Here is a 14052-nt window from a genome sequence, read left to right on the forward strand (position 1 = left end):
ATGATTTATAGCAGGAGCAAATTACCTTCAGAAGGAGAAATCTTAATAGCTACCGTAAAACAAGTTTTTGATTATGGTAGTTACGTAACATTAGATGAATATAGTGGTTTACAAGCATTCTTGCCTTGGAGTGAAGTAAGTAGTAAGTGGGTTAAGAACATTAGAGACGTTCTAAAGGAAAATAGGAAAATCGTAGTAAAGGTAATTAGAGTAGATAGGAGAAAAGGTACTGTTGACGTTTCACTGAAGAAGGTCACCGATGACGAAAGGAGAAAGAAAAATTTGCAGTGGAAAAAGATCCAAAGATTAGATAAAATATTGGAATTAGTTTCGCAGAAGCTTAAAATAAGTGAAAAAGAAGCATGGGAACAAGTAGCGTGGAAATTGGAAGCTAAATACGGTGACCCTATTTCAGCTATCGAAAAAGCAGTAAAGGAAGGGGAGAAAATATTGATTGATGCTGGAGTTCCAGATATCTGGATAAAGCCCTTACTAGAAGAAGCTTCAAAACATGTGGAGGAAAAGAAAGTTAAAGCATCTGAGCTTATAACTATAAGAACTAATGAACCTTTAGGAGTTCAGAAGATTAAGGATGTAGTTTCTAAAGTTTTAGAGAATGTTGAACAAGATTATGAAAATATATTGAATATTAAAATATATACTGTAGGTGCTCCAAGATATAGGATTGATGTCATAGGTACTGATCCAAAGGAGGTTTCAGAAGCATTAAGTGAGATACTATCCAATTTAATTAAGATAGGGAAAGAAGAAAATGTGGAAATAAGTGTGGTCAAAAAATGAAGTGGAAGATGAGAAAGTGCGCCAAAGATAAGATATATACTTTTAAAGATATTTGCCCTATTTGTGGATCCAAGACTATAATTCCACATCCACCAAGATTTTCTCCAGAAGATCGATATGTAAAATACAGAATAGAGTTAAAAAAGGGAATTAAACTTAGCTGTTAATTACTACACTTGGTTGTAATGCCACACCTGGTTGTACGAATTGATACACCATTACCATTATATATGTAGTATAGAATACTCCTCCAGAGCCACCACTTCCCACTGGGAATAAAGCTATATAGGCAGGTTGGAAATATAATAGCTGGACACGTGGTAATGGAGACCCGGTTATTGTATATGAGCTACTGCTAGGGATCAACTGGGTTGTAAATGGTGCTATAGGTTGTCCATATGGTAGTTGATATAGACTTTCTATAAACATTTGAACAATTAGCGAGTTATACGCAGTCGGTGTCCACGCGAAAGGCTCAGCTTGTGAAACCTGGGATGCTAATGTTTGTGCAAGTGTTGGATCTGTAGTAGCGTATGTATTGATTATCTGCGTGATTGTATCATTTATCTCAGTTAAGTTAATATATTCGTTTAAAGGATAGCCTGCTATAGTCGTCATTGCTCCCATAGCTTTTCCTATATCTCCTAAACTAGTCGTATAACCAAGGAATGGCCCAGGAATATCAGGTGGATATCCTAAATACCATTGTAATTGATTAGCAGTGAAAACTTCTGTTACTGCATCGTAGGCTATTATATAAACTGGTATGGTATAATTAGGACTACCATATGGATACAAGTGATAATCTTTTTCTAGTACATTTACTGCAAAGGACTCATTATTTAAGAACATCTCTGCCATGAGCTTTATTTGTGTTCCATTTAGTGTGTTATTTTCGTCTATTACACTTCTATTTGTAAGTACTTCTAACCAATACCCGTAATCCCACCAAGATAATATAAACGCATGTTGTGGCGAATGTGTTCTTATCCAGTTTATTGCTGATACCCATGAGTAGTTCGTTGTTAGAAAACTAGTTGCTGCGTTAGCAATAGCAGGAGGTTCATTACTTGCGAGCGTTGCCAACCCAGCATCTGCAATCAATGAAATTCCAATAATCCCGAGAATAACCGCAACCAATATTTTGTTACCATTTCCATATTTTGCTCCTTTTAATAGATTATCTGCAATGTAATATACTCCTAAGCCTCCTAATGTTGCTACCATATATGCAGTGTAGTTAAATAAGTACGGTTGTTCTGACGTGCCGAATATGCTCGCTACTCCTAATACTAGTAACCATAGTCCCGATAAGTTACCTTTTCTTATCGTGTAATACATACCTATAATTGATAGGAATAGCCCTATTCCGAAATCTTGAATCATCGAAGTTATTGGTTGCGGTATGTATTCCGCTACTGTTTTGTCTATTGGAACTGTGACTTGATAAAATGGATTAACTATAGCGTAATATCTTGATGGTATTGGCATTGAGGTTGGTCTTAATATCGCTAATCCAGATAAACCTAACGAGAATATGAAAATCAATACTGCTATTACTATCAAATTCCTTGACTCTGCTATCTCCTTAGGGAGTGTCTTACTCAAGTACATGTCTAAGTAAAGCATCGCTGAGATTAAAAGTAAGGACAAGCCATGCGCTAATCCAGATAAGAAGCCTATATTATTGGGCGCTAATGAGGTTAGAAATGCTGTGACAACTACTGTTACAGTGTACAAATTTGCTGTTATTTCATCATTTCTGTTTAGTAGAATCAGTAAAAATGCTGCTACTAGTAGACTTAGATCAATATAAGTGTACCCTCCCCATGATATCTCTGCTAAGAACAATAGAATACCAGCAGGTATTCCATACCATATGTTTTTCCTCTTTAACCCCTGATTAAATAAAAATATCGTAAACAATATAAATACAGCACCCCATGACGTCTTAGGTAATCCTCCTAATAGATTCTTGTACGTTAATGCTGGTGATACAGCAATTATCGCAGCTGCCATATAACCTGCTAACCTGCTATTTGTAAGAGATTCTATAGAAAGATAAGATGCTACTACGCCTAGTCCCGAAAGTAATATATCGGAAAATATAGCGACTGTATAAACTGCGTTCGCTCCATATGCTCCGTAAAAGGGCAATGATGCAAGTGCTACTAAGAAAGGTAAACCTATAGTGTTTCCTAATTCTATGAAGTAACCCCACGGGAACCAGCCCAATACATCTGGAGGTACTGCATACCAATTTCCGTGCACTTGTGCTATTAGCAAAGCGTTATAGAAAAGATACCAAGGGTCAAATTCATTAACTGCCAATGGCCAATTTGCACTTAGACTTCGTATTAGTATTGATACAAGTGAAAGTCCTATTATTAAGGGCAAATCTATAAGTGATGTTTTACGTAGATCTCTCCTTATTCCCTTAACTGACTGCATGACTGTAGTGTATTAAGTATTATACATTTATTAAACTTATTCCAAGTGTTAGAACAGTTTCAGTATACAGAGAAGTATAATTAAGAGCTTTATTAGAAAAATGGCACGAAGTAGTGTATTTATGGGTATCGGGGTTATTATTATTAACCTCTTTATTGTTTACTCCTTTCTCTATGCTCCATTTATGTTTTCCTCATTAAATATTCCATTTTTGCCTGGGCCCATCTATCGCCTTAACCCTCTGAGTTATGCTGAATCTTTCCCAGTGAGTGTTAATTCTACTTCTCTAACTTCTAACGATCCAGGTTATATCTTTATATACAATACCTCTGGAACAACAATGCTAAACGAAATTCTAGGTATTTTGAGCCTCAATGCTAGTCGAATAACCCCCGAAGCCTATTGGATAGTCTCTGATCTGGCAGGTTTCTTTTCTAATTATACTTTAGCTAATAATTATTCAATTTACTTTTTAACTCCAATTTACTATGATAATGTTACTGAACAGCCTAACTTTACGGAAGTTTATTTAAATATCTCCGATGTCTATGCATATCCGGATTTTCTCAGTTTTCCTCCTAGCGATAGTATCAATTTTAGTTCAAGTATAAAAATATTTGATACTTTATCTATACAAAGTTACGCAACTTGGTCTTTCTCAGATGTTGAATGGCATTATGGTGGCTCTATATCTCAGAATACAACTTATTATTATTACACAGTAATTTTAAATTTAAATAAATATGTAGTAGTTAATAACTCTCAATACTATTACGAGGGATCAGAAAGCTATCAAATAACCGTAAAACCTTGGGGATCTTCCCCTGATACAATTTGCACTTATGTAAATTACAACCTTGGTTATGAGAATCTACGTATTCCTATATTACTTAGTATTTCTGATACTTCAAGTAAACATAAGGTAGGAAATTATTCTTACGTAATAACTCCTTCTTACCCACCTAAGATAAATCCTCAATTTTACGGGTATCTATTCTACAATTATACAGTTTCGCTCTCATTATGGGTTAATGTTTTTAATGGCTCATTTCCATTTACTGAATTATTATTAAATGGTACTAAGGTCTATGAAACGCAGAATAGATATTTTAACTATGTGGTAAATTTGAGCGAGTCCAGCTATTCCCCAAAAGTATTTAACGTCAGTTTAATTACCTCAGATACTGTAAAACTGGGAGACTTTTCAATTAATAGATACTGGTCACCTGGATACATTCTGATTTGTCCTCAAGTTCATGTTAATACTGATGGTCACATAACAGTTGTTAGTTTATCCTTTAATTTACAAGATCATTTAATACAAAATCCTCCATACTGGGTATTTAATCATGTCCCGCAGAATTATATATTCAGAAATAATTATGCGAACAACTATTTACAAGAGATAGGTTATTATTATGGTCTTTATAAGCTACTAAGTGAAATTGTGAGTAATTTCACAACAAATACTAGCTACATTAAATATGTAAATTGGGAGTTACTATTCCTATCTTCTGAGATTTCGATGCAGATAAACTACACTAAGCCTGCACAAAACTTTACTGTTGCGTTAATAAGTAAACAAGGTAATGAAACTCAAGGATTTATGCAGATGGTCTTTATTATCTCTTGGTCTTTATGGTATACTGTTATTAATGGTTCCTATTACTTTCTAGGAAGATGGATTCCATGGACTTATGGAATCTTCACTGGGTTTGAGATTCCAGATTTTTATACTAAGACAGCTTTATTGCCTTATATAGTACTCAACAACTCTAAAGACGCTTATTTGTTGTATAATATCCAATCATTCAGGGTAACATCTTGGTGGTATGATGAGGCTACGTATAATAATAATTCGATTTCCATAACGCATTTTAATGTATTTACATCAATTCCATTAAATGGTAGCGTCATTTCTTTTAATAAATATTATAATTTTCATAATATTCCTATTTACATTCAAGTTTTAACTACTACTGCTAATATATCAAAATATGTTAATGGGCCCGGCGGGATTTGAACCCGCGACCTCCCGGTTTCTGAGCGCCCTATCAGCCGGGCGCTCCACCATGCTAAGCTACGGGCCCCTTCATTTATATCTTAAACTTATAATATAAAGCTTACTTAGACATACCTAAAGGCAAGATAGCTTAAAAAGTATAACTTTATTGCAATGGACTTATCTTATTTGATTGTCATTTCAGAATGTATAATTTATATAAAAATTGATACAAATTATAAATAATGTTTTTAAGAAGAAATCTGAAATCCAAAACTACTATATATTTTCAAATATTGAAAAATCTAAATGATATATAACATTTCTATTCAAGCAATATGAAAACATTTTAGAAAAAGGCTTCTAACCTTTCCCTATATGTGTGTACACTTTTCAAAGATATATGTGTATTTATATAGAGTTTCTATGCAGATATATGGAAATCCTTAATAAATATTTTGAGTTTCGATATCTAGGTAGTCATGAAGCAATGGAAGATAAAGGCAATAATTATTAGCCAAATTATATTGTTTTTATTAATTAGTAATGTATTAGCTCATTCTCAAACAACCAGCAATTCTACCGCTATTCAGCAGTTGAATCAGACGGTTCAATCTATTTTGAATAGAACATCTGCTTATCCTGCAGTGGCTGTCCCATCTTGGCTAGACACTGGAAGTAACGCCTGGATGTTAACTGCAGCTACGTTCGTTGGCCTGCAGAGCGTTCCCGGTGTAGCGTTATATTATGCTGGACTTTCGAAGAAGAAGTATGCTGTAAATTCAGCATTAATGATATTTTATGCGTTTGCCGCGGTATTAGTAATTTGGATGATAGCGGGGTATAACTTTGGATTTGGATATCCAGCCCTTCTTTCAATCAAAGGTTATGGCATATTTGGTTATCCTGTCCCAGCGTGGAGTGGGCTCTTTGAAGCGTCACAAACAACATACGGTCCCAGCGGTGCCCATGCCAACATACCTACTGCGACGTTTATTTTCTTCCAGTTTGTATTCGCCGCAATAACTCCTATTCTTCTAGCTGGTGGAGTATTAGAAAGAATGAACTTCAAAGCTTGGATGGTTTTTGTTCCTTTATGGTCTTTATTGGTATATAGCCCAGTAGCTTATTGGCTATTTGCAGGAGGATGGCTAAATCAGATGGGCGCTGTAGATTTCTCTGGAGGATATGTCATACATGTTGATGCTGGAATAGGTGCTTTAGCTGCTGCTTTGGCTGTAGGACCTAGATTAGCTTCCGAAAGGAAATTAGAAGCTCATAGTTTACCTTTAATATTAGTTGGAGCTGGATTAATATGGTTAGGATGGGATGGGTTTAATGGCGGTGATCCCTTAGGAGCTACGATTGACGCAGCAATAGCAGTTTTGAACACGAATATTGCAACTGCAGTAAGTGCGGTTGTATGGATTTTGATGGATATGAAATTCTTAGGGAAACCTACATTAATTGGAGCTACAAGTGGTGCAATAACTGGTCTAGTCGCTATAACTCCAGCAGCAGGCTATGTTAACGGATGGGAATCTGCACTGATAGGAATTGCCTCTGGAAGTATTCCATGGATGGCATTATATTGGTTAGAACCAAAGCTAAGAGTCGATGATACCTTAGGGGTCTTTTCGACGCATGGAATTGCTGGAATACTCGGTGGTTTGCTAACCGGAGTCTTTGCAAATCCTGCTGTGACTCAATTTGTAGCCCCTGGATTAAGGGGTGCATTATATGGTAACTTATATCAACTAGGTATTCAAGCACTTGCAGCAGTAATAGTATGTGTATACGACTTTGCCATAACATTTGGACTTTTAAAATTAATAGGTATATTCATACCACTGCAAGCTCCACCTCAAGATTTAGCCATAGGAGACTATGCTATTCACGGTGAGGTGGCTTACTCTGAATTATTAGCTAGTATACCTGAAACTGTCAAAGTTAAAGAACAAACTATCTTACCAAAGGAGGAAGAAAAGGAAGAGAAAGATCCTGAATAATCTTAATAATATGAATAATTTTTCTATATCCTGCGAATATTGTCTGAATACTTAATAACTTGTTAATTAATCTTTAAATAGAGGGCCGGTAGCTCAGCCTGGAAGAGTGCTCGGTTCGCACCCGAGAGGTCCCGGGTTCAAATCCCGGCCGGTCCACTATTATGATGAGCGATGGGCGGCTTGAGGTATGATGATCCATTGTAGCACTGATATTAAGAAAAAACTTTTTGTTTACAAAGTTAGATATTTAACTATGATAGTAACAACTAAATATTCGGAAGTTTGGGATCTCATAACTGGTTTAACAAGGAAAATAAACAAGGAAACTGATAAGGCTCTTGAACAAATTGGTCTATCATATTTTGAGTTTAAAGTGATGTGTGCTTTAGACGATGAAGGTAAGATTCCAATGAGTAGAGTTGCCGAAAAATATATGCTAACTAAAGCTGGGTTAACCAGTATAATTGACAGACTTGAAGAGAAGAATCTCGTTAAAAGGGTCAGAAGTGAGAGTGATAGAAGAGTAATTTACGTCGAATTAACAGATAAGGGAAGGGAAAAATTAGCTGAGAGTAGGAAAATTTTTCTAAATGTATTATCATCATTCCTGAGTAAATTAAGTGAAGACGAGATAAGGGAGATTGAGAGGATCTTTCTAAAATTATCTTCCTAACATGTTTATCTCTAAGCATAGCTAATGTGAATTTATAAGATACTGTAAATCTATTTCATATGTGTAATAATGCATAAATAATCAATCTATGAATGGTGGTGATTTGGACCAGAGATCCATGAAGGCAATTAAACAAATTCGTGCTAAACCGTATAATTTACTCATACCTTAATGCTTTATTTGGATCTAGTTTTGATGCTCTATAAGCTGGACCAAAGGCTGCTAATACACTTAAGATTGTAGAAAATGCTAGCACTTCTAACATAAATACCAGTGAGAACACTGGTGTAACTGAAAGTCCTTTTAAGAAGCTGAAACCTAGTCCAAAATGTTCTTGAGTAAGTAATGTAGCTACTAAAGAGCCTATACCTAATCCTATTATACTACCTATAAATCCCATGATACTAGCTTCAGTTAGAAATAGCAAAAGTACATCAAATTGAGTAAATCCTAAAGCTCTAAGTATCCCTATTTCTTTTGTTCTTTCAACTACTGTTGTGAACATAGTTGTGGTTACTCCCATGAACGAGACTACAAAGGAAGTGGCACCTGCAGATACTAATAATCCGTTAAGGGATTGTAAAGTACTGTCTATTAGTTGTATGAATTCTTCAGCAACTACTATATTTAAAGAGTCACCGAATTTTTGCTTTATTTGGTTAACAACATAATTGACGTCACCTAATGAACTTACAATTATTATAGCTCCACTATAGGAGCTTGAAATATCCTGACCAAACGATAACGGCACAATTATCGATCTATCTACATCTACACCCAAAAAACTCCCATACTCGTTAAGGATTCCAGTTACTAGAAATGTTTTACTGAAATTATTTCCATTATAAAATATTATTGTTTGTATAACTTGATTTATTTTTATTGGAGTATATCCACCTTGTGGATTTCCTAATTGGTATCCCACTACGGCTTCGTAGCTTACCTCAGCTCCAGGATAGTATCCTTGAGATAGACTCATGGCTGGGGCCGCGATTTTAAGTTGAGCTATATTAACAGCGAAAATTGTTGCCCCTTCAAGCCCATTTGAAGTTCTGATTAATGCTGGAAAAGAATAGAAAGGAATTACCATTTTAACTCCAAATATTGACTCTAACTGAAGTATAAGATATTGAGTTAAACTTAGCCCTCTTCCAGTTGGCGTTACAATGATGTCGTAAGGAGAAAGATAATTGGAAATCTCAGTAACTATTGTATGGGAATATCCTAGGACCATGGAATTTATTGATATTATAGTAGCAGGGCCTACTACTATACCAAGAATTGTTAATATTGCTCTTACTTTCCTCTCCCTTAGTGAGGTAAATGCATATGATATGAAATCCAGTATTTTCATTTTCTCAGTCCTCTCAGACTTAGATATACTATAATTATTACTAGAATAACTATTATTCCTAAAAATGATATTGTAGTTACTGGTATTCTTTCTTGATTATTTGTTGAAGTTGGGTACGATATGACATAACTTAGTACATACGACGTTATATTAGATTGGTATAACTCATTCTCATAAGATACGGTTATGTTGAACTTATAATAACCCGGAGGTAATGATAAAGTGAAGGAAAATGGCGTTGGGCTATTTGGAGGTATATTTCCAATATAAATTGAAGAGTAATTATTAACGGATACACTAACGTATTGCGCATTCTGTGATCCCGTATTTATAAGTAGTCCATTTATTACAAGAGTGTTATTAACAATCTGGGCAGAAACTTGTGTTATTTCCATCTTTACGAAGCCAGTGCTAAGTAGATTTAGCTGATATTGGTATGTTTGTGGGGTTCCTTGTTTTGATATGTAGCTTGCAGTTATTACAATTGGTATAGACATTGTTTGCGGTATCTGAGGAATCACGTACAATGGTATTGTATATATAAAATTGGGAGGCAAATATGGTATGTATAATTGGTTTTGTGATAGATAAATTTCTTGTGTGGGATAGCTTATATCTAATCTTATATCATATATTGTGAAGTTAGCTAGATTTTGTAATGTTAATATTTCAGTATTATTGGAATTATAATATACTGTAGTCTTAAGAAAAGAAATTATGAGTGGAGATTGTAAGGAAGTTACGAGTATTGGTATGGTGAATGTTCTAACTATTTCGCTGGTAAAATAGGTGTAAGCTAATTTTATAACTAATGGATAAACAGCTGGTGGTAAGCTTTGAGGAGCATAAATAGTATAATAATAAACTACTGATGTATTTGGCTTTATAAATGGTATGGTACTATTGACTGAGGCTATGATTTCTAGACCTTGAGCAATTGCAATTAGATTTACATTATAAACGTATTCCGGTCCGAGATTTACAACTCTTATGGGTATAACGTTATAGCTCCCCTCGTTTATTTCCGTGTTATTAGCTTCTATTATAACTGGGGCAGGAGGTAAGATGTATATACTATTATTTCCAGTTACCATCTTATCTTGGTTATAGCTTATTTTATAATCAAAATTGATTAATCCTACGGAAGCATTTGGTGTTATTTCAATTGGTATTGTTACTGGTATGGTATCGTATTGTGGAATTCCGGGAATGAAGATAAATGGTTGTAATGGAATTAAGCCAGATGGGAACTTATACGATATATTAACAGCAGTTATTGGATACGGTAATGGATTATAAACAAATAGCGTTAAGGGAATTACGCCTATACCAGGGAATGGTGTTATGCTTGAGTTCCATATTGCTTCAACTATTTGGGGTGTTTGATTATAATAAATATTCGCGTAAGTTAGATAAACTGTAGTTAACTTTTGGCCTAACGAAGTGTAATTAATTTCTATTGGGATAGGGTATACTGAGGGCAATATTCCTTGAGGAACGTATATTTTAAAGGAGTAGATTATGTTCTGTCCAGGTGATAAAAACGCTGGCATAAAATTTGAAGATATTATTACTAAATCGGAAATAGTAACTGGTCTCACACTTGCGATGAAGCTACTAACGTTCGTTGAGATATCTACTACTAGCACTGTTATATTATTTGGTGTAGATTGAATAGGATTAGAGTAAATATTGAGTCTAGCTTGTGGATATATCGTAATATTGATGCTTTGATTACCTTTTTGGCTATAATAGTACCCCAAGAAATTAGAAAACGAAAATGAGTAATTCAAATAGTATACTCCAGGTCTTATAATATTACTCACATTCACGATTGTGGAAATGAATTCTGGTTCGCCAGCTGGTAAGGCTGGTATTATTATAGCTAACCTTTGACTTCCACTTTGCGAGTATATCCCTTTGGGTAAGAATACTGTTAAGGTTACATTTAACATCGGCTCAGTTGTCGGATTAAAAACACTAAAAGTTAGGGGAATTAAACCTTCTCCTACTTGGGCAAAAGTTAACTGTTGTGTTGTTCCCCAGAAAACTTGATCCAAAATTGGAAAGGTTACATTATTTATCTCTATAGTTATTTCTTGTGCTATTTGGCTCTCTGATCCAGTAACGGCATTTTGGTATATTATTACTAATGGAACATTATATGTACCCGGTTTAGCGTCCTTTTCGACATTAAGAAAGAATGTTATTTGTGATGTTGTTAATGAGGATGAGGATACAGAACCATAAGCTATGTTATTTCCCCCTTCCGATACTATAGGGGTTCCAGATAAAATTAGATAGGCATACACTATTTGATATCCAATAGGTTGAGAAACTATTACGTAAAATGGCGTATCATTATAGCCTGGATATGCTAAAATCGGATTTTCTGGTGTCCCCCAACCCCAGCTAGAGACTACTATTGTTGTTTGTGAGCTTGTTAGTAGTATAGAAAGTAATGGTAGAAGAAGGAATAGGGATAGTAATAAAGAGCGTATTTTATGCTTTATCAACTTTCTTCACCAACGATCTTACCATCTTTGATGTATATTCTTCTTCTAGCATAACTAGCGACTTCCTTATCATGTGTAACTACTACTATTGTGGTTTTTAATTCCTCATTTACTCTTTTGAATATATCCATTACGATTTTGGCGTTAAAACTGTCTAAATTGCCAGTAGGTTCATCAGCTAATATTATTTTCGGATTCTGAGCCAAAGCGCGGGCTATGGCAACTCTTTGCTGTTGTCCGCCAGAAAGTTCACTTGGTTTCTTACTAGCTAATCCATCTAGTCCTACGAGTTTTAGCGAAGCCAATGCAATCTCTTCTCTTTTCTTTTTTGGTACACCCCTAGCTACTAATGGCAATTCAACGTTTTGTAGAATACTTAATCTAGGAATTAGATTGAAATTTTGAAATACAAAGCCTATGTATTCATTTCTGATTTTAGAAATTTCACTGTCACTTAGAAGCGTTATATCCTTTTCATAAATGTAAACCTTACCTTTAGACGGTCTATCTAATACTCCCAAAATGGATAATAACGTGGATTTTCCACTACCAGAAGGTCCCAATATTGCTAAAAATTCACCCTCCTCAATTGCTAGATTGATCTCTTTCAGTGCTACTGTTTTAACACTTCCTTCATAAACTTTAGTAACATTTTCTAGTTTCTCTACGTTCATATATTTGGTATTATATAAAGTAGGTTAAAGACATTTTTCAAAGGAGAACTATTATAAAAATTTAATATGATAACCGCATTCATTAATCTTATGAAATATACCGAGACTGCCCCTAAGCTTTTTATGAATACAGGGACGAGATTTCCTAGAAGGATCATATGGGCGATGGGAATATTGAAGAAAGCTTGTGCTAAAGTCAACTCAGATTTGGGTTTATTAGACAAAAGAATAGCAGATTCAATTATTAGGGCTACTGAAGATCTAATTGAAGGAAGGTTAGATGATAAAATAATTCTGGACGTGTTTCAAACTGGATCTGGAACTGGTCTTAATATGAATGTTAATGAAGTTATAGCTGAACTAGCATCTAGTTATTCTAACCTTAAGGTTCATCCTAATGATCATGTAAATTTTGGTCAATCCTCAAACGATACTGTGCCTACAGCCATACGAATAGCTTCAGTAGCTGAAGTTACAAATAGGCTACTTCCAGCCTTACAAAAAATTATAACTTCTCTAAATAGTAAGGCAGAACAGTATAAAGACGTCATAAAGTCCGGCAGGACACACTTAAGAGACGCCTTGCCAGTAACTTTAGGTCAAGAACTTTCAGCTTACGCTGATGCCTTTCAACACGAACGTGAACAAATTTTGAATATTTTAGAATATGCTAAAGAATTACCAATTGGTGGAACTGCAACGGGAACTGGTCTAAACACTCATCCAGAATTTCAAGAAAGAGTTATAAATGAGATAAACAGAATTACTGGGTTAGGTTTCAAACCGGCTAATAGGTTTAGGGCAATGAGACTGCTAACTGATTTATTATTATTAAGTGGTTCGTTAAGAAATATTGCAGTGAACTTGTATAGATTAGGACAAGATATAAGGCTAATGTTCTCTGGACCTTTCACTGGTCTTAATGAAATCGATCTTCCAACTCAAGAGGAAATTGCGGGAAGTTCCATAATGCCAGGGAAGACTAATCCAGTTACTGTCGAGGCGGCTTTATTAGTTTCCGCTCAAGTAGTGGGATTAGATCATGCTAATCAATTTGCTTCAATGCTAGGCGAATTTGAGTTATCAATGGGAATTCCATTAGTGGGATATAATATAGTTACTCAAGTTGATCTAATTTCTGAAGCCTTAGAAAAAATGTCAACGTTAGTTATTGATGGGATGGTCGCTAATGTGGAAAAGATGAAAAGATATGCAGAGTCATCTCCTTCACTTATAACTGTGCTTTCTCCAGTAATAGGTTATGACAAGGCTTCAGAAATTGGAAAGAAGCTTAATAAGGGTATGTCAATACGTGAAGCCTTAAGAGAATTGGGATATACCGATGAAGAGATAAATAAAATATTAGATTTAAGTAAGTTAGTTAGGCCGGGCTTTACAGCCAAGTAAAATCAAGGTTTTGTTATATTTATTTCTTTACATCTCGCTAGGCAATCCGATATATCTATAAATTTCCATTGACTTGTTGGAGAAAAACACTCGCGTATACAAGGATTATCTGTCTTTGCCATTTGATCACCATAATAAATTTGATAATTATTAGAGGAAAAATTT

At 34.9% G+C, this 14052-nt stretch carries 9 protein-coding genes and 2 tRNA genes; 6 read left to right on the forward strand and 5 right to left on the reverse strand.

The features are described from left to right. Together V6M85_RS01050 and V6M85_RS01055 are read left to right on the forward strand one after the other, a co-directional pair. Window positions 1–801, forward strand: coding sequence for a translation initiation factor IF-2 subunit alpha (locus tag V6M85_RS01050; protein WP_338601895.1), 801 nt, complete (start codon window positions 1–3; stop codon window positions 799–801). After that, window positions 798–968: an RNA-protein complex protein Nop10 gene (locus V6M85_RS01055; RefSeq protein WP_338601897.1), complete on the forward strand. Its 171-nt coding sequence runs from the start codon at window positions 798–800 to the stop codon at window positions 966–968. The genes V6M85_RS01050 and V6M85_RS01055 overlap by 4 nt, the downstream gene beginning before the upstream one ends. Here the strand turns inward: V6M85_RS01055 and V6M85_RS01060 are convergent. After that, entirely contained in the window at window positions 958–3252 is a 2295-nt protein-coding gene (locus tag V6M85_RS01060; protein ID WP_338601899.1) for an STT3 domain-containing protein, read from the reverse strand. The two genes, V6M85_RS01055 and V6M85_RS01060, sit on opposite strands and share 11 nt — an antisense overlap. Window positions 3253–5256: 2004 nt before the next feature. After that, window positions 5257–5342 (reverse strand) — tRNA-Ile (locus tag V6M85_RS01065). Window positions 5343–5736: 394 nt separating this feature from the next. Between V6M85_RS01065 and V6M85_RS01070 the strand changes: the two genes are divergently transcribed. The 3 genes from V6M85_RS01070 to V6M85_RS01080 all read left to right on the forward strand — a co-directional run bounded on the left by V6M85_RS01070 (window position 5737) and on the right by V6M85_RS01080 (window position 7936). Continuing rightward, complete coding sequence (locus V6M85_RS01070; protein ID WP_338601902.1) at window positions 5737–7263, forward strand: ammonium transporter; 1527 nt, start codon at window positions 5737–5739, stop codon at window positions 7261–7263. 82 nt (window positions 7264–7345) lie between these two features. Beyond that, window positions 7346–7419: transfer RNA gene (locus tag V6M85_RS01075), tRNA-Ala, on the forward strand. Between the two features lie 34 nt (window positions 7420–7453). Further along, window positions 7454–7936, forward strand: a complete 483-nt coding sequence (locus tag V6M85_RS01080; protein WP_422398130.1) for a MarR family winged helix-turn-helix transcriptional regulator — start codon at window positions 7454–7456, stop codon at window positions 7934–7936. A gap of 157 nt (window positions 7937–8093) precedes the next feature. Here V6M85_RS01080 and V6M85_RS01085 read toward each other — a convergent pair whose 3' ends face one another. Genes V6M85_RS01085 through V6M85_RS01095 form a run of 3 tightly spaced genes read right to left on the reverse strand, consistent with a single transcriptional unit; the run spans window position 8094 to window position 12480 of the window. Next, window positions 8094–9290, reverse strand: coding sequence for an ABC transporter permease (locus V6M85_RS01085; RefSeq protein ID WP_338601905.1), 1197 nt, complete (start codon window positions 9288–9290; stop codon window positions 8094–8096). After that, window positions 9287–11806, reverse strand: coding sequence for a hypothetical protein (locus V6M85_RS01090; RefSeq protein ID WP_422398108.1), 2520 nt, complete (start codon window positions 11804–11806; stop codon window positions 9287–9289). The genes V6M85_RS01085 and V6M85_RS01090 overlap by 4 nt, the downstream gene beginning before the upstream one ends. Then, complete coding sequence (locus V6M85_RS01095; RefSeq protein WP_338601908.1) at window positions 11803–12480, reverse strand: ABC transporter ATP-binding protein; 678 nt, start codon at window positions 12478–12480, stop codon at window positions 11803–11805. The genes V6M85_RS01090 and V6M85_RS01095 overlap by 4 nt, the downstream gene beginning before the upstream one ends. 90 nt (window positions 12481–12570) lie before the next feature. Here V6M85_RS01095 and V6M85_RS01100 point away from each other — a divergent pair, with 90 nt between their 5' ends. Next, a complete protein-coding gene (locus V6M85_RS01100; protein ID WP_338601911.1) occupies window positions 12571–13887 on the forward strand; it encodes a class II fumarate hydratase in 1317 nt (438 codons plus the stop codon). Window positions 13888–14052: the final 165 nt, after the last annotated feature.

The sequence above is a fragment of the Sulfolobus tengchongensis genome, from assembly GCF_036967215.1.
In the GTDB taxonomy this organism is placed as follows: domain Archaea; phylum Thermoproteota; class Thermoprotei_A; order Sulfolobales; family Sulfolobaceae; genus Saccharolobus; species Saccharolobus tengchongensis_A.